This is a genomic window from Microbacterium aquimaris (genome assembly GCF_039531285.1).
Classification (GTDB): Bacteria; Actinomycetota; Actinomycetes; order Actinomycetales; family Microbacteriaceae; genus Microbacterium; species Microbacterium aquimaris.
The window spans coordinates 1,025,532-1,041,933 of sequence record NZ_BAAAPT010000001.1; the positions used below are offsets into that span (position 1 = coordinate 1,025,532).

14 protein-coding genes and 1 tRNA gene are annotated in these 16,402 nt (G+C 68.4%); 10 read left to right on the plus strand and 5 right to left on the minus strand.

Translation table 11 applies throughout. The annotated features are described in order from the left end of the window. The first annotated feature begins 91 nt into the window (after positions 1 to 91). Entirely contained in the window at positions 92 to 916 is an 825-nt protein-coding gene (locus tag ABD204_RS04815; protein WP_194423531.1) for a hypothetical protein, read from the plus strand. 467 nt (positions 917 to 1,383) lie between these two features. Here ABD204_RS04815 and ABD204_RS04820 read toward each other — a convergent pair. Further along, positions 1,384 to 1,457, minus strand: a tRNA-Gly gene (locus tag ABD204_RS04820). A 78-nt stretch (positions 1,458 to 1,535) separates the two neighbouring features. Here ABD204_RS04820 and dcd point away from each other — a divergent pair. Next, entirely contained in the window at positions 1,536 to 2,141 is a 606-nt protein-coding gene (gene dcd / locus ABD204_RS04825) for a dCTP deaminase (protein WP_194423532.1), read from the plus strand. Positions 2,142 to 2,287: 146 nt separating this feature from the next. Here dcd and ABD204_RS04830 read toward each other — a convergent pair whose 3' ends face one another. The 3 genes from ABD204_RS04830 to ABD204_RS04840 form a co-directional block, all read right to left on the minus strand. Continuing rightward, the gene (locus tag ABD204_RS04830; RefSeq protein WP_194423533.1) at positions 2,288 to 4,543 is read right to left on the minus strand and encodes an alpha-galactosidase; all 2,256 of its coding nucleotides are present in this window, start codon (positions 4,541 to 4,543) and stop codon (positions 2,288 to 2,290) included. 15 nt (positions 4,544 to 4,558) lie between these two features. Beyond that, entirely contained in the window at positions 4,559 to 5,623 is a 1,065-nt protein-coding gene (locus ABD204_RS04835; protein WP_194423534.1) for a LacI family DNA-binding transcriptional regulator, read from the minus strand. 180 nt (positions 5,624 to 5,803) lie between these two features. Further along, the gene (locus ABD204_RS04840) at positions 5,804 to 6,397 is read right to left on the minus strand and encodes a hypothetical protein (RefSeq protein ID WP_194423535.1); all 594 of its coding nucleotides are present in this window, start codon (positions 6,395 to 6,397) and stop codon (positions 5,804 to 5,806) included. A 90-nt stretch (positions 6,398 to 6,487) separates the two neighbouring features. Here ABD204_RS04840 and ABD204_RS04845 point away from each other — a divergent pair, with 90 nt between their 5' ends. Together ABD204_RS04845 and ABD204_RS04850 are read left to right on the plus strand one after the other, a co-directional pair. Next, positions 6,488 to 7,039: a MarR family winged helix-turn-helix transcriptional regulator gene (locus ABD204_RS04845; RefSeq protein ID WP_194423536.1), complete on the plus strand. Its 552-nt coding sequence runs from the start codon at positions 6,488 to 6,490 to the stop codon at positions 7,037 to 7,039. 156 nt (positions 7,040 to 7,195) lie between these two features. Next, positions 7,196 to 8,974 (plus strand): BCCT family transporter, encoded by a 1,779-nt coding sequence (locus ABD204_RS04850; protein ID WP_322597567.1) that lies wholly within the window; start codon positions 7,196 to 7,198, stop codon positions 8,972 to 8,974. 37 nt (positions 8,975 to 9,011) lie between these two features. Here ABD204_RS04850 and ABD204_RS04855 read toward each other — a convergent pair whose 3' ends face one another. Then, positions 9,012 to 10,418, minus strand: a complete 1,407-nt coding sequence (locus ABD204_RS04855; RefSeq protein ID WP_194424235.1) for an MFS transporter — start codon at positions 10,416 to 10,418, stop codon at positions 9,012 to 9,014. Between the two features lie 85 nt (positions 10,419 to 10,503). On the opposite strand from ABD204_RS04855, the gene ABD204_RS04860 reads away from it, so the two are divergent. The 6 genes from ABD204_RS04860 to ABD204_RS04885 all read left to right on the plus strand — a co-directional run bounded on the left by ABD204_RS04860 (position 10,504) and on the right by ABD204_RS04885 (position 16,382). Then, positions 10,504 to 10,992 (plus strand): cation:proton antiporter regulatory subunit, encoded by a 489-nt coding sequence (locus tag ABD204_RS04860; protein ID WP_194423538.1) that lies wholly within the window; start codon positions 10,504 to 10,506, stop codon positions 10,990 to 10,992. A gap of 7 nt (positions 10,993 to 10,999) precedes the next feature. Continuing rightward, positions 11,000 to 12,184 (plus strand): cation:proton antiporter, encoded by a 1,185-nt coding sequence (locus ABD204_RS04865; protein WP_194423539.1) that lies wholly within the window; start codon positions 11,000 to 11,002, stop codon positions 12,182 to 12,184. 144 nt (positions 12,185 to 12,328) lie between these two features. Next, entirely contained in the window at positions 12,329 to 14,188 is a 1,860-nt protein-coding gene (dnaK, locus tag ABD204_RS04870; RefSeq protein ID WP_194423540.1) for a molecular chaperone DnaK, read from the plus strand. Between the two features lie 2 nt (positions 14,189 to 14,190). Further along, positions 14,191 to 14,799 carry a nucleotide exchange factor GrpE gene (locus ABD204_RS04875; RefSeq protein WP_194423541.1) on the plus strand — a complete coding sequence of 203 codons (609 nt, stop codon included), beginning with the start codon at positions 14,191 to 14,193 and terminating at the stop codon, positions 14,797 to 14,799. Positions 14,800 to 14,807: 8 nt separating this feature from the next. Next, positions 14,808 to 15,815 (plus strand): DnaJ C-terminal domain-containing protein, encoded by a 1,008-nt coding sequence (locus ABD204_RS04880; protein ID WP_194423542.1) that lies wholly within the window; start codon positions 14,808 to 14,810, stop codon positions 15,813 to 15,815. Between the two features lie 105 nt (positions 15,816 to 15,920). Further along, positions 15,921 to 16,382 carry a heat shock protein transcriptional repressor HspR gene (locus ABD204_RS04885; RefSeq protein ID WP_194423543.1) on the plus strand — a complete coding sequence of 154 codons (462 nt, stop codon included), beginning with the start codon at positions 15,921 to 15,923 and terminating at the stop codon, positions 16,380 to 16,382. Positions 16,383 to 16,402: the final 20 nt, after the last annotated feature.

Genomic DNA, 16,402 nt, shown 5'->3' on the forward strand with positions numbered 1-16,402 from the left:
CGCATCCGCGCGCGCGAGCCGGTCCCGGATCGACACCGCCCTCGACGGATTCCCCGAACCACCCTGTCAGTCAGCGTGGCACGATGATCAAATGGCCGAATCGGAATGGCGTCCCGTCCACGGCGTCTTGATGACCAGCGAACCCATCGAAGCGTACGGAGGCGTCGCCTTCCCGGCGGCACTTCTCCGGAGCTTCGCCGAGAATCTCGACGGTGGGCAGTTCCCCTTCCACCTGGACCACGATCTCACCAAGCCGATACGAACTCGTCACTTTGAGGTGTTAGTCCAAGACCGAAGCGATGGCATCGCAGAGTTGCGGTTCCGGGCAGAGATGCATGTCGACGACGTGCACTTCATCGACTCACATCCTGCGATGTCCGCCACGGTGATGAGGCCACTTGCGCGGGACGAGCACTCCCCACACCAGGCGGATGCGCCGTTTCAGTTGAGTGCGGACCACGCTTGGTTCGGGGACGAGGCGCTGATTGGCGCCGAGGAACAGCTCATCCTTCGAGGAGTCCCAGCTGAAAGGCTCGTGGTCCAGCGTGCATATCAGTTCGCGGTTGCTCCCGACCCGCAGATCTACATCGATGTCGCGCTTACGATCCTGCTGTCCGTGGGCGCGAATGCTCTCTGGGACGGGATCAAGCTGCTCTTCGCCCGCCGAAGAACACCGCCAGGAGGAGATCCGACGACTCCGACCACGGTGAACATCGAGATCACGGACGACACTCGCGTACTCCGCGCTGTTGTGGCGACGGACGACCACGACGTCGCCGAGCGCGCCATCGACTCGCTAGAGGTTGTTGCGAGAGAGTTCCAGCGCGGCGGTCGGAGCGCGGACGGCACGTCGGAGTCAGCAGTTCCCACAACGACTTGGGACGATCCGAATCGACGGTGGACTCCACCTAGCTGAAACGTGTTATCGAGCGAAGCGCGCGGGGATCGGGTTCCCGGACCCGAAGTCCCTGCTCGGCGACGTCACCGCCGATGAGTTCGCTCCCGCACCCTTTCGTCTTGCCCATTCGGCGCGTTCAGCGGTCCCTGAGCGCGCCCCTGAGTGGTGAGGTTTTGCGCCATGGCGAGGTCGAACGGGAGCGGGAGGGCATCTTCCAAGCATCGCTATCGCGGGGGACACTTGCACTTCAGGGGAGTCGCCCCGGTGGGTGATCCACGCAGATGCGCGAATAGCCCGCTCGGGTGTCGACACGATGCCGGTTCGCTAAACGCGCGGTCGAGCAGCGGCCACTGGAGACTCTCGTGACCCACTCAAGAGCATGGTCGTCGGCAGCGAGCTGTCACCGCGGGTCGATTTCAGACGTCCGGAAACTTCAGTCCGAACTAGCTTTGGAAAATCCAACCTAGCTTTGGAACTGACACAAATGGAGGGGATGACGGGAATCGAACCCGCGCTGTCTGCTTGGGAAGCAGAAGTTCTACCATTGAACTACATCCCCGCAAGCGGAAAACCGCAGCATCCGACAGCATACAAGGTCTGCGTCGATGCGCGGTGCGCGGATCGCTAGGCTGATGCCGTGCTGCTCTCCGATCGCGATATCCGCGCAGAAGTCCAGGCCGAACGCATCGGGATCGCGCCGTGGGATGCGCAGATGGTGCAGCCCTCGAGTGTGGATGTGCGCCTCGACCGCTATTTCCGACTGTTCGACAACCACAAGTACCCCTTCATCGATCCGGCCGAGGACCAGCCCGACCTCACGCACCTCATCGAGGTCGACCCCGAGGAGCCGTTCATCCTGCATCCGGGGGAGTTCGCCCTGGGGTCGACGTTCGAGCAGGTCACGCTGCCGGACGATGTCGCGGCGCGCCTGGAGGGCAAGTCATCCCTCGGCCGCCTGGGCCTGCTCACCCACTCGACAGCCGGATTCATCGACCCTGGATTCTCGGGGCACGTGACGCTTGAGCTGTCGAACGTCGCCACCCTCCCGATCAAGCTGTGGCCGGGCATGAAGATCGGGCAGCTGTGCTTCTTCCGCCTGTCTTCGCCGACGGAGAACCCCTACGGTTCGGGACCCTATGCCAACCGCTACCAGGGCCAGCGGGGGCCGACCGCGTCGCGTTCGTTCCGCAACTTCCACCGCAGCGACGTCGGGGTGACCGACGCGGGCTCGGTCGGAAAGTGAGAAGACTCTTCCCCTCTGGATGAGAATCCTCTAACGTAGGGGCATCGGGAATCCGGAGCGACATCGTCGCTCTCACCGAAACCCGGGGTTTCACCCCGCGGTCGCCGCGTCGTCGGGGGGCACAGCGGTGGCCGCGGGAGGCCCCGTCAATCGCGTGACGAATCGACCGCCTCGATCTCGTACAACACGGTCGTGTCGGGGAACACCGCCGGATGCGCGACTCCGACGCGCTCCAGCGTCCGACCACTGAACACCGCGCCGGACCCGCCCGCGATCCGCTCCGCACTGACCGCCGAATGGGCGGCCATGTCCCCCGCGCCGGTCCCCCACCATGGCGGCGGAAGCATCCCCGCAAGCTCACCCGCCGGCAATACCGGGCGCACCCGATAGCGGCGCCCGGCATCCAGCCCACGGAGACGCACGCGCCCGCACATGCTCGTCATCGACCGCTCGACCGCGGCGATCGCGAACAACGCGCGCGACCGGTCGCGCGAGACCACGCCGTGGCCGAACAAGGTCTCGTCGCCCGTGTCCAAACGCACCACGTCACCGGTGTGCAGCAGGCCGCGCCAGCGCTTGTAGAACGCCACCCACGCGCCCAGCTGCGCGAATTCGTCCGCCGGTGCGGCCCGCAGATCCCACTCGATGCCGAGGTGCCCGAACACGGCGGTGGATGCGCGGTACTCCAACGAGTGGCCGCGACCGGTCGTGTGCGAGATCCCCGACGCGATGTGCGCGCCCATCAGCTCCGGCGGCAGCAACTGCTGCGTCCACCGGTGCATCAGTTGGCGCTCGTGAGGGTCGATGCAGTCCGAGGTCCACACCCGGTCGGTACGTTCGATGACCTCGAGGTCGACCCGGCCACCGCCCGAGGAGCACGATTCGATCTCCAGTCCCGGGAACGACTCCTTCAGCTCATCTACGAGCCGGTAGAAGGCGAGCGTCTGCGCGTGCACGGCCGGTCGGCCGTCGGCGCGGTCGGCCGCCTCGACGAGGTCCCGGTTGTGGTCCCACTTGATGTACGAGATGTCGTACTCGCGCAAGATCGCGACCATGGCATCCCGGATGTAGTCGTAGCAGGCGGGGATCGCCAGGTTCAGCACCTGCTGGTTGCGGCTCGGAACGGGAAGACGATCGCGGTCGGCGCTCATGATCCACTCCGGGTGCGCGTGCGCGACATCCGAGTCGACGTTCACCATCTCGGGTTCGAACCACAGGCCGAACTGCATGCCGAGACCCGTGACGTGATCGACGAGTGGGCCGAGTCCATCCGGCCACACCTCCGCCGAGACCTGCCAGTCGCCGAGGCCCGATGTGTCATCGCGACGTGAGCCGAACCATCCGTCATCGAGCACATAGCGTTCGACGCCTATTTCCGCGGCGCGGTCGGCGAGCTCGATCAGGCCCGGCAGTGAATGGTCGAAGTACACCGCCTCCCACACGTTCAATGTGACGGGGCGCGGAGAGGAGGGATGCTGCCGGCGCGCCCGCAGGTGACGGTGGAAGCGTCCGGCGAGTTCGTCGAGTCCATCTCCGTACGCTCCGTACAGCCAGGGAGAGGTGTACGAGTCGCCCGCCCCGAGCACGATCTCGCCGGGAAGGAGCAACTCGCCGCCACCGAGGACCTGTTCGCCGCTGAAGACCCGCTCGGCGTAGTGCACGTGGTTGCCGCTCCACGCGGTGTGCACCGCCCACACCTCGCCGCCGGCGAAGTCGAAACCGGGGGCGCCCGCGTGCAGGAGGTACGCGGAATCGGCGCCGGTGCGACCGCGCCGGTTCTCGCGGAGGTGGATGCCGATTCCCAGGTCGGTGCGTTGCGGGGTGCGCTCGCGCGCCCAGCGTCCGGCGAAGTCCAGCACCTCACGGGCAACCGACGGGATCGGCAGGGCGAGGGTGAACGCGTCCAGGGTGTACTCGTCGGCTCCGAGGTTCGAAAGCTCCGCCCGTGTGCGCAGGATGCCCGCGGGGAGAAGCTCCACGTGCAGGTCCACCGCGAGGCTCGACGCCGCATCTTCGGCGCGGACTCGGACGGCCCCGGCGCCACCTTCGGTGAGGCCGGCGGCGACGGGGGATCCGTCCAGGGTGCGCGCGGTGACCCGGAACCGCGGCGACCACGCCTGGCCCGCGCGGGAACCGGACAAGCCGGGGCGTCCCGGCCAGCCGGTCCAGCCCTCGGGGAGGATCGCGACGCGGACGGGCTCATCCACCTGGTTCAGCCCGACCGGGTTGACGCCCGCATCCGTGAGCGCGGAAGCCTCGTCCTCGGTCGTGAGCGACCCGAGGTCGGCGCCCCAGTGGACGACGGCGGGGAGCAGGTCGTCGGAGAGGTCGAGGACGAGTGAGACGCCCGCCGCGCGCAGGGAGACCGTGCGGCGGACGGAGACGGAGGTGGATGCGGTCACGGAGGGCCTTTCGGATCAGTGGTCGGACGCGACCGATGGCGGAGTGGGTGGGCAGCCGCACGACTCGCGCAGCACGAGCCCGACGGGGAACGCGTGGTGGCGGGGGGTGGACCTCTCGCTGGTGAGGAGGTCGAGGGCGAGGTCGGCCATCTCGCCCACCGGCTGCCGCGCCGAGGTCAGCGCCGGCCAGGTGTACTCCCCGGCGCGCGTGCCGTCGAAGCTCACCAGCGGGCATTCGCGCGGAATGTCGACGCCGGCTTCGAGAAGTGCCCGGACCACGCCGATCGCCTGCGCGTCGGAACTGACGAAAAGCGCGTCGGGGAGTGTCCCGGTCTCGATCAGGCGTCGCGCGGCGCGGTAACCGCCGGCGTTGCTCCACGTCTCGATCATCAGGGGACCCTCGATCACCCTGTGCGCGGCGATCGCATCTCGCCAGCCGACGATTCGCGGGTCGGGGCTGGCAAGACCGTCGGGCCCGATGACCAAGCCGGTGCGGCGGCGACCATGCGTCTGCGCGAGATGGGTGACCGCGGCGCGCGCGCCGTCGGCGGCATCCGGGCCGATCGTGTGCCGCCCCGCCACGGGGCCGGCGCAGTCGAGGAGGACCGTGGGCGGATCTCGGGGATCCCGTGGTGCCGGGTCACGCCACCGGTCGCCGGAACTCATGAGGAGCAGCCCGTCGACCTGCCGCCCGGTGAGCTCGGCGACGAGGCGCTGCTCGGTTGCGGGATCGCCGTGGGACTCGGCGACGACGAGGTGGTAGCCGCGTGCGGAGGCGGCGCGCTCGAGCGACTGTGCGAGCTCCGCGAAGAAGGGGTTGAGTGTGTCCTGCAGCACCAGGCCGAGGGTGTGAGTGGTGCCGAGGTTCAGTGCGCGGGCGGTGAAGTTGGGTCGGTAGCCCAGTTCGGCCATCACCGCACGCACGCGCTCGGCTGTCTCCGGCGCGACCGGTCGTGGCCCGTCGTTCATGACGTAGCTGACCACCGCGGTGCTGACGCCGGCGGCGCGCGCGACATCGGCGCGCGTCACCCGGCGGACGCGTCCCGCGTCGTCGCGCGTCCCGTCCGTCGGCGTCGCCATGCGCCGCAGTCTACGCGGGTAGACTCCCGTCCGGAACCCCGGCGCAGCGTTGCGCCCTGCGATGCGCCGACCGCGATGTCGGACAATCACGCCGATGTCGGACAATTACGCCGATGTCGGACAATCACGCCGCGATCCTCCGACATCGGGCCGATTTTCCGACATCGAACGGGATGCGGGTCAGGTGGCGGGGGTGCGGCGGGGGTCGTGACCCGGGTCGTGTGGGCCGAAGCCGTGGTGGCGATTGCCGTGCTCGTCACCGGCGTCTCCCTCGTGGTCCGCGTGATCGCGGCATCCGTGGTGTCCGTGGGGAGCGCGACGGCCGTGGAAGCGGCGGCCGAACCGGCCTCGACCGAAGGGGCCCGGCTCGTCGAGCGCATCCCCGCCGAGCGCGGAGGTCATGGCGGCCAGGCTTCGCACGGTGGTGTCGTAGTCGGCCTCGCCGACGGCGTCGATCACGCGGGTGCGGACGCCGTCGACGAGGCCGCCGAGACGGTGCTTCGCGTCACGGCCCGCCTCGGTCAGCGACCAGCCGCCGTCGCTCGACTGCTCGATCCACCCGCGGTCGGCGAGGTGGTGCAGGTGGCGGCCGCGACCCGGTCCGCGCCGGGGCGGGTTCGACGCGTCGACGGAACGGTCGAGGGTGTGCAACAGCGTCCAGTCACGGCGGCTCGCGCCCTCCGCGGCGAGGCGCTCGTCGATCTCGTGGGTGAGGGCGGCATCGAGGGCGCGGAGCCAGAAGCCGATCGGGCGGGAGGTTTCAGGGGTTGTCAACGGGGACTCCTCGGATATATGTAAAAAAGCAAGTACATGCACAATGACATGTAACCCGTGTGCATGTCAAGAGGCATGTAAATTCGACGCATGCCCGACTCTCGAGCGACCGATCCCGCGGCCGCGATCGCCGCCGCCCTCGCGCGGCTGCGCGGACGCCGGTTCCCCCGTCCCCCGTGGGAGGGTGGACACCATCCGCACGGCAAGCCGGGGGTCGGCGAACGAGGTCGTCCCGAGTGGCCGGGTGCGCGACCATTCGGTGGGCCCCACGCCGGTCCGCGCTTCGGAGGGCCCGCGCGTGTGCGCATGCTGGACGTGCTCGCGGGGGCGACCGACCCGCTGAGCGTCAGCGAGCTGGCCGAGCGGATCGGTGTCGACCAGCCACGGGCGTCGCGTCTGGTGCAGCAGGGCGTGCAGGCCGGGATGGTGCGGCGGGAAGCTGATCCTGATGACGCGCGGCGCACCCGCATCGCCCTCACGGAGGAGGGGGCGGCGATCGCCCGAAGCTTCCGCGGTGAGCGCACGGATGCGGTCCGCGCGGCCCTCACGGACTTCACCGACGCAGAGCGTGCAGAGCTCGCGCGGTTGCTCGGCAAGCTCGCCGACGCGTGGCCGGATGCGGAAAGGAACCCACGAGCATAGCGAGTGGTCGCAACCGGTGGCGACCACTCGCGGCGATTCCGCGTCGGTCGATACCGTGGAGCCGTGAGCGACAACGAGACGAACACCGGGCCCGCCGTCGACCCACCCGAATCCGAGAAGGAGATCGCTCCCGCCGGGACCGATCCCTCTGAGCGGGTGATCTCCACCCCCACCCTCGCAACCGGCCGCGGCGTGCAGCCGTGGGTGTTCTGGCCCGCTGCCGGTGTGATCCTCGCCTTCAGCGGCTTCGCGATCCTCGCACCGGCTGCCGCCGAGGCGCTGTTCGCGGGCATCCAAGACACGATCGTCGACGCGTTCAGCTGGTACTACGTGCTGATCGCCGCGATCTTCGTCGCGATCGCGATCATGTTCGGCTTCTCGCGTTTCGGCGACATCAAGCTCGGCCGTGACGACGACGAACCGGAGTTTTCGATCGGCGCCTGGTTCTCCCTGCTGTTCGCCGCCGGGATGGGCATCGGTCTGGTCTTCTACGGCGTGAGCGAACCGCTCAGCCACTTCGTCTCACCGCGCCCCGGCGTCACCGGCGAGGAGCCGGCGTTGGCGCAGGCAGCTCTCACGCAGACGTACCTGCACTGGGGCGTGACCGCGTGGTCGATATACGTCATCGTCGGCCTCAGCCTCGCCTACGCCATCCATCGCCGCGGGAGGCCGATCTCCATCCGCTGGACCCTCGAGCCGGTCCTCGGCAAGAAGCGTGTCGAGGGCCCGTGGGGCCACGCGATCGACGTCGTCGCGCTTGCCGGCACCGTGTTCGGTGTCGCCACGTCGCTCGGCCTGGGCGTGCTCCAGATCAGCGCGGGCCTCGACGCGGCCGGAATCGCCGAGCCGAGTGAGGGCCTGCAGGTGCTCATCATCGGCGTGATCACCGTCTGCGTGCTCGCCTCGGTGCTCTCGGGCGTGACCCGCGGCATGAAGTGGCTGTCGTCGACGAACCTTGTGCTCGCCGGGCTGCTGCTGCTGTACATCCTGATCTTCGGTCAGACCGAGTACCTGCTCCGCGAATGGGTGCAGTCCATCGGGTCGTACATCCAGAACTTCGTCGGTCTCTCCTTCACCGTCAGCGCCTTCCAGGGCGAGGCCGGTGAGGCCTGGCAGGCGTCGTGGACCTCGTTCTATTGGGGCTGGTGGATCTCGTGGGCACCCTTCGTCGGCATCTTCATCGCCCGCGTCTCCCGCGGCCGCACGGTGCGTCAGTTCGTGCTGGGCGTGATCGGCGTGCCGACCCTGCTCGGCATCCTCTGGTTCGCCGTGCTCGGCGGATCAGCGCTGTACCTCGAGATGACCCAGCCCGGGTCGATGACCCTCCCGGACGGTTCGGTGAACATCGAGGGGGCCATCTTCCAGTTGCTCGGGTACTTCCCGGGCACGACGCTGCTCACCATCGGCGTGATGGTGCTCGTCGCGGTGTTCTTCATCACCTCCAGTGACTCGGGTGCGCTCGTGATGGGCATGATCGCCACCGGGGGCAACCAGGAGCCGGCGAAGTGGATCCGCACCTTCTTCACCCTGGTGACGGCGCTGCTGGCGATCTCGCTGCTGCTGACCGGCGGCCTGACCGCCTTGCAGACCGCGGCGATCACGATCGCGCTTCCGTTCAGCGTCGTCATGCTGCTCATCTGTTGGGCCACGATCGTCGCCTTCCAGCGAGAACGCCGCGCCTACGACCACGCGCAACGCGCGGCGTTCGTGGAGCGGATCGGCGATTATTACGGCCTCGATGTGGAAGAGCCCGACCAGCGCGGTGTGCGTTGGCCGCGACTGCCTCGGTGGATGCACCGCCGTTCAGACACCACGAACGGGAACGGCGAGGGGGTGGCGAGCGGCCGGGGGGCGTCGCCCGCCGAACGGGTCGATCCGTCCGTCACCCAGATCGAGGCCTCGCGCACCGACGTCGGTGCCCACCCACCCGAGTGATCATCGCGCCCTGAAGCCCCGGCGAAGCAGGCCGTCCTCAGTCGATGACGGCCTGCTTCGCCTTCACCGGGATCATGAGCGCCAGCCCCACCAGCAGCACCAGCGTGATGCCGAGGATCCCCAAACGGGTGTCGCCGGAGATCGCGACGAACAGGGCGAACAGGCCCGGCGCCATGAACGACACCGCGCGGCCCGTGGTGGCGTAGAGGCCGAAGATCTCGCCCTCGCGCCCTTCGGGGGTGATGCGGGCCAGGAACGAACGGCTCGCCGACTGCACCGGACCGACGAAGGCGGTCAGCAGCAGCCCGGCGATCCAGAAGCCGATCTGCGCGGTGCCGATGAACAGCACCACCGTGCCGGTCGCCACGAGCCCGATCAGCGACGCCATGATGACGTTCTTCGGTCCGAACCGGTCGTCGAGGCGTCCGGCGAGGATCGTGGATGCGCCGGCGACGACATTGGCGGCGACGGCGAAGTAGAGCACCTCGCTGGGGGAGAAGCGGAACACCTGTGCCGCGATGATCGCGCCGAACGTGAACACGCCGGCCAGTCCGTCGCGGAACACGGCGCTGGCCAGCAGGAACATGAGCACCTGGCGGTTGCCGTGCCACAGCTTCACCAGCGTGCCCCACAGCACGGCGTAGGAGCGGAAGAAGCCGACCCGCACGCGCCGCTCGGCCGCGGGGATCTCGGGCACCTTCAGCAGCACCGGCACGGCGAACACGCCGAACCACACCGCTGATGCGACGACGGCGATGCGGATGTTCAGGCCGTCGTCGGTGGGGATGCCGAGGACGCCCGCGGCGCCATCGACACCGAACCCCTGGATGAACAGGACCAGCAGCAGGAGCAGCAGCACGATGCCGCCGACGTAACCCATGCCCCAGCCGAAACCGGAGACGCGGCCCATGTTCTTGCGCGTCGAGACCTGCACGAGCATCGCGTTGTAGTTGACCCCGGCGAACTCGAAGAACACGTTGCCGACCGCCAGCAGGGTGGCGCCCAGAATGAGGTACGCCGGGGTCCCCTCGACGAAGAACATCGCCGCCATCGCGCCGACGACGACGAACGTGTTCACGCCCAGCCAGAACTTGCGCCGCCCGCTGCCGTCGGACCGCTGGCCGAGCACGGGGGCGAGGACGGCGATGAGGATGCCCGCGATCATGAGGGCGAGTCCGACCACACTGGCGTTGTTCGCCAGGGCGGCCACGAGCGCGGGATCGTCGTCGCTGCCACCGGCCGCATCCACGATCGCCGGATCGACGAACAGGCTGCTGGCCAGGTAGGTGCTGAAGACGAACGTGGTCACGACCGCGTTGAACGCCGCCGATCCCCAGTCCCACAGCGCCCACGCGAGCACGCCGCGCTTTCGCGTCTCGGAGGTGTTGCCGATCGTCGCGGAGGCATTCTCGGACTCGGGCGAGGGGCTCTCGGGAAGGGGCATGTCGGTCACGGTATGACCTTTCGGTGAACGGCCGGTTCCCGGCGAAGGACACGCGGGGATGGCCTCATGATGCGAGGATGTGGCCATGCCCGTCAACGTCGAGCGCACCGAACTGCCCGGGATCGGCATCCGTCATGATGTCCGGACCGCGGCCGGGCGACGCCTTTCCGTGATCACGTTCCGCGACGGAGGTCGCGAACTCGCCGTCGCCGATCCGCACGATCCCGACCGTGCCGAGGTGGCGGTGGAGATCAGCGACGACGAGGCCACCGCGCTGTCGGAGGTGTTGGGTGGCTCGGTCATCCTGACCCAGATCGCCGGCCTCCGCGACCAGGTCGACGGGCTGTCGACCGCCCAGGTCCCCGTACGCGCCGACTCGCCCTACGCCGGCAGGCCCCTCGGGGAGACCCGGGCACGCACCCTCACACGGTGCTCGATCGTCGCGATCGTCCGCGCCGGCGGTGTCTCGCCGGCGCCGGGACCGGAGGACGTGCTCAGCGTCGGCGATCTGCTCGTCGTGATCGGCACTCCGCAGGGGCTCGACATGCTCACCCGCATCATCGAGGGCAGCTGAGGACGGCATGGATCACAGCGCGCTCGTGCTCATCGAGCTCGGCGCGCTGCTGTTGGGGATCGCGCTCCTCGGTCGCTTGGCCGGCCGGCTCGGCATCTCCCCCATCCCGCTGATCCTGCTCGGGGGTCTCGCCTTCGGTGAGGGCGGGCTTCTCCCCTTCGCCGCCGGCGAGGAGTTCATCGAGGTCGGTGCCGAGATCGGCGTCGTCCTGCTCCTGCTGATGCTCGGGTTGGAGTACACGGCCGACGAGCTCGTGGGCAGCCTGCGCACGTCGCGCCGCGCCGGGGTGGTCGACATGCTGCTGAACGCCCTTCCCGGCGTGGCAGTGGGTCTGCTCCTCGGCTGGGGTCCCGTCGCCGCCGTCGCGCTCGGCGGCATCACCTGGATCTCCTCGTCCGGGGTGGTCGCGAAGCTCCTGCAGGACCTCGGCCGGCTCGCCAACCGCGAGACACCGGTCGTGCTGTCGATCCTCGTGATCGAAGACCTCGCGATGGCCTTCTACCTGCCGCTGCTGACGGCCCTGCTGCTGGGGCTCAGCCTCGGCGCGAGCATCCTCACCGTCGTGATCGCGGTGGCCGCGGTCGCGGTGATCCTGTTCATCGCGTTGCGGCACGGTCATGTCGTGTCACGGCTGGTGTCCGCACGGAGCGCGGAGGTGCTGCTGCTGACGGTGCTCGGTGTCACCCTGATCGTCGCGGGCCTGGCCGCCCAGGCGAGCGTGTCATCCGCGGTCGGCGCCTTCCTCGTCGGTATCGCCATCTCGGGCCCGGTCGCGCGGCACGCCCAACAGATGCTCACCCCGCTGCGGGACCTGTTCGCGTCGGTGTTCTTCCTCTTCTTCGGCCTGTCCACAGACCCCGCGGACCTGCTGCCGATGTTCGTCCCCGCCTTGGGGTTGGCGGCGTTGACGATGGGCACGAAACTGCTCACCGGATACCTCGCCGCCGCAGGCAGCGGGGTCGGCGAGGCCGGACGGTGGCGCGCCGGGTTCGCGCTCATGCCGCGCGGGGAGTTCTCGATCGTCATCGCCGGGCTCGCGATCGGCGCCGGGGTGGACCGGTCCCTCGCGGCACTGGCGACGGCGTACGTGCTCATCACGATCATCATGGGTCCGCTTCTGGCCCGTGTCCCGGACGCGAAGGGATTCGCGGCGTGGAGTGCGCGGCGACAGTCCCGGCGGATCGAAAGTTGAGCCAACTCATATCAAGTTCATTTGACACGGCGAACCGGGCGGTCTACTGTTGAGTCACATCGGCTCAGGTCTCTGGGTCGACCCCGACTTTTCGTAGACAACCCAGGCCCCGCACCCGCTCGGCCTCATCCAGAAGGAGAAGACATGCCCCGTGCTGTTGGAATCGACCTCGGTACGACGAACTCCGTCGTCAGCGTCCTCGAGGGCGGCGAGCCCAAGGTGATCGCGAACGCCGAGGGCTTCCGGACGACCCCCTCGGTGGTCGCCTACACCAAGGACGGCGAAGTGCTCGTCGGTGAGACCGCCAAGCGCCAGGCCGTCACCAACGTCGACCGCACCGTCTCCAGCGTCAAGCGCCACATGGGCACCGACTGGGGATTCGACGTCGACGGCAAGAAGTGGACGCCGCAGGAGATCTCCGCGCGCATCCTCATGAAGCTCAAGCGCGACGCCGAGGAGTACCTGGGCGACACCGTCACCGACGCCGTCATCACCGTTCCGGCCTACTTCAACGACGCCGAGCGTCAGGCCACCAAGGAGGCCGGTGAGATCGCGGGCCTGAACGTGCTCCGCATCATCAACGAGCCGACCGCCGCGGCGCTCGCCTACGGCCTTGACAAGGGCCAGGAGGACGAGCTCATCCTCGTCTTCGACCTCGGTGGCGGAACCTTCGACGTCTCGCTGCTGGAGGTGGGCAAGGACGACGACTTCTCGACCATCCAGGTGCGCGCCACCTCCGGCGACAACCGCCTCGGTGGGGACGACTGGGACCAGCGCGTCGTGGACTACCTGATCAAGCAGTTCAAGGAGACCACCGGCGTCGACGTCTCCGGTGACAAGATCGCGCTCCAGCGCCTCAAGGAGGCCGCGGAGCAGGCGAAGAAGGAGCTCTCCAGCTCGTCGTCGACCTCGATCAACCTGCCCTACCTCTCGCTGACCGAGTCCGGCCCGGTGTCGCTGTCCGAGACGCTCTCGCGCGCGAAGTTCGAAGACCTCACCAAGGACCTCCTCGACCGCACCAAGAAGCCCTTCGAGGACGTCATCCGCGAAGCCGGCATCAAGGTCGCCGACATCGCCCACGTCGTGCTCGTCGGTGGGTCGACCCGCATGCCCGCCGTCGCCGAGCTGGTCAAGAAGGAGACCGGCAAGGACGCCAACAAGGGCGTGAACCCGGACGAGGTCGTCGCCGTCGGCGCCGCCCTGCAGGCCGGTGTCCTCAAGGGTGAGCGCAAGGACGTTCTGCTCATCGACGTCACCCCGCTGAGCCTCGGAATCGAGACCAAGGGCGGCATCATGACCAAGCTCATCGAGCGCAACACCGCCATCCCGACCAAGCGCAGCGAGACCTTCACGACCGCCGACGACAACCAGCCGTCCGTGGCCATCCAGGTCTTCCAGGGTGAGCGTGAGTTCACCCGCGACAACAAGCCGCTGGGTACGTTCGAGCTGACCGGCATCGCGCCGGCCCCGCGCGGCATCCCGCAGGTCGAGGTCACCTTCGACATCGACGCCAACGGCATCGTGCACGTGTCGGCCAAGGACAAGGGCACCGGAACCGAGCAGTCGATGACCATCACGGGGGGCTCCTCGCTTCCCAAGGAGGACATCGACCGCATGGTGCGCGAGGCTGAGGAGCACGCCGCCGAGGACAAGAAGCGGCGCGAGGCCGCCGAGGTGCGCAACCAGGCCGAGACCACCTCGTACTCGGTCGAGAAGCTCATCTCCGACAACGGCGACAAGCTGCCCGAAGACGTCAAGACCGAAGTCCAGGCCGACGTCGACGCCCTCAAGTCTGCGCTCGCGGGCGACGACGACGAGGCCGTCAAGACGGCTTTCGAGAAGCTGAACCAGAGCCAGCAGAAGCTCGGCGAGGCCATCTACCAGGCGTCGCAGAGCGAGGAGGCCGCCCCCGACGCCGGCGCGTCGGAGGAGCAGGCTTCGACGGAGTCCGATGAGGACGTCGTCGACGCCGAGGTCATCGACGAAGACGAAGAGAAGAAGTAACCATGCCCAAGGACTTCGACCAGGGACCCGACGAGGTCCCCGACAACGAGGTCCCCGGTGATGAGGGGTCGGAGGCTCAGGCCTCCGACCCCCAGCCGGAGGATCCGGCGCTGACCGTCGACGACATCCTCGGGGCCGAGCAGTCGGAGGATGCCGCTGAGGCGGACTCCGCCGAGGACCAGGTGTTCGCCGATCTCGAATCGCAGTTGCTGGGAGACCTCAAGCGCCTGCAGGCCGAGTACGCGAACTACCGTCGACGCACCGAGGAGCAGCGCGAGATCGAGATCGAGCGCGCCAAAGGTTCCGTCGCCAAGGGGCTTCTGCCGGTGATCGACGACCTCGACCGTGCCGAGAAGCACGGCGACCTCAGCGAGGGCACCCCCTTCGCCGCGATCGCCGAGAAGCTGCGGAGCGTCGTCGAGCGCATGGGCATCGAGCCCTACGGTGCGGCCGGCGAGGCATTCGACCCGCAGCACCACGAGGCGATCTTCCAGGCGCCGACGCCGGGCACCGAGATTCCGACGATCCTCGAAGTCGTCGAGGTCGGATACCGACTGGGATCGGTCGAACTGCGTCCGGCCAAGGTCGTGGTCGCCGTTCCGGCGGAGTAGGAGGAGACGTGGCGAGTCAGGACTGGTTCGACAAGGACTTCTACAAGGTCCTCGGTGTCTCCAAGGAGGTCAGCGACGCCGACCTCAAGAAGACCTACCGCAAGCTCGCGCGCACCTACCACCCCGATTCGAACCCGGGGGATGCCAAGGCCGAGGCGAAGTTCAAGGAGATCAGCGAGGCCTACGCCGTGCTGAGCGATCCGGAGCAACGTCAGGAGTACGACCAGATCCGGGCCATGGGCTCGGGGGCGCGCTTCACCGCCGGTGGCGCAGGTCAGGGCGGCGGCTTCGAAGACGTCTTCTCGATGTTCGGTCAGGGCCGCGGTGGCGGTGGTCGCTACGACAGTGCCGACTTCGACGACATCTTCTCGATGTTCAACCAGCAGCAGGGTGGACGCGGAGCAGGCTTCGGCTCGGGTCGGTTCGGTCAGCCGACCGGTGGATTCCAGGGGTTCGGTGGTCCCACACGCGGGGCGGATGTCACCGCGCGGACGACCATCGACTTCGTCACCGCCACCAAGGGCGAGACCATCACCCTGCAGGGCGAGGACGGCAAGCCGTTCAAGGTGAAGATCCCCGCCGGCGTGCGCGACGGTCAGAAGATCCGTCTTCGCGGCCGAGGTCGACCTTCGCCGGACGGCGGGGAGACCGGCGACATCGTCGTGCAGGTCGCCGTGCGACCGCATCCGGTCTTCACCCGCGACGGGTTGAACCTGCGGGTGACCGTTCCCGTCACTTTCACCGAAGCGACGCTCGGCTCGACCATCGAGGTGCCCACCCTCGGAGGCGACCCCGTGCGGCTGCGCGTGGCACCCGGCACGCCGTCGGGCCGGGTATTGAGAGTCAAGGGGCGCGGCGTTCAGACGCAGAAGGGCACCGGAGACCTCCTCGCGGAGGTGCAGGTCGCTGTTCCGGCCCACCTGGACGACGCGGCGCGGGAGGCGCTCGAGGCCTATCAGGCTCTCGAACCCAAGGAGAATCCGCGTGCCGACCTCATGGCGAAGGCGCGCACCTAGCGTTTCGTCTCGCTTCGCCCGCTCAACGACCGGATACTGGACGGACCGGTCCGGTCGTTGAGCGGAGCACGGAGACGAGCACGACACGGAAGACGAGGCGAGGACATGGTTGATCCCGACGAGATCGACGAGGACGCCCCGATCCTCGCCATCGCCGCGGCGGCCGAGCTGGCCGGGATGCATCCACAGACCCTCCGGCAGTACGACCGGCTGGGCTTGGTCGTGCCCGCCCGCACGCAAGGCGGGTCCCGCCGCTACTCCCTGCGCCACGTCGCGCAGCTGCAGGAGGTCTCGCGGATGTCGGCGGAAGGCATGAGCCTGCCGGCGATCTCCCGCATCATCGAACTGGAGAATCGGGTTCGCGAACTGCATCTGCGCGTACGCGACCTCGAAGACCGCATGAAGAGCGAACTGGAACGTCGCCCCGGTGCGCGGGTGTTCGCCGCCGGCGCGACCGGTTCCGTCATCTCCCTGCGGCACGGCACGCGGGTGCGACGCGCGACCGAAGTCGTGCTGTGGCGTCCTCATCGCGCCCTCCCGCCCGGCGACGACGACACCGACCACTGATCTCCCGCGCCGGGGGTGGC

Excerpts from the sequence above, each read along its gene's own strand:
- ABD204_RS04885 (WP_194423543.1), top strand. The coding sequence starts at position 15,921 with ATGGTTGATCCCGACGAGATCGACGAGGACGCCCCGATCCTCGCCATC.
- dnaK (WP_194423540.1), top strand. The coding sequence starts at position 12,329 with ATGCCCCGTGCTGTTGGAATCGACCTCGGTACGACGAACTCCGTCGTC.
- ABD204_RS04835 (WP_194423534.1), bottom strand. The coding sequence starts at position 5,623 with ATGGCGACGCCGACGGACGGGACGCGCGACGACGCGGGACGCGTCCGC.
- ABD204_RS04855 (WP_194424235.1), bottom strand. The coding sequence starts at position 10,418 with ATGCCCCTTCCCGAGAGCCCCTCGCCCGAGTCCGAGAATGCCTCCGCG.
- ABD204_RS04875 (WP_194423541.1), top strand. The coding sequence starts at position 14,191 with ATGCCCAAGGACTTCGACCAGGGACCCGACGAGGTCCCCGACAACGAG.
- ABD204_RS04860 (WP_194423538.1), top strand. The coding sequence starts at position 10,504 with ATGCCCGTCAACGTCGAGCGCACCGAACTGCCCGGGATCGGCATCCGT.
- ABD204_RS04815 (WP_194423531.1), top strand. The coding sequence starts at position 92 with ATGGCCGAATCGGAATGGCGTCCCGTCCACGGCGTCTTGATGACCAGC.
- ABD204_RS04845 (WP_194423536.1), top strand. The coding sequence starts at position 6,488 with ATGCCCGACTCTCGAGCGACCGATCCCGCGGCCGCGATCGCCGCCGCC.
- ABD204_RS04865 (WP_194423539.1), top strand. The coding sequence starts at position 11,000 with ATGGATCACAGCGCGCTCGTGCTCATCGAGCTCGGCGCGCTGCTGTTG.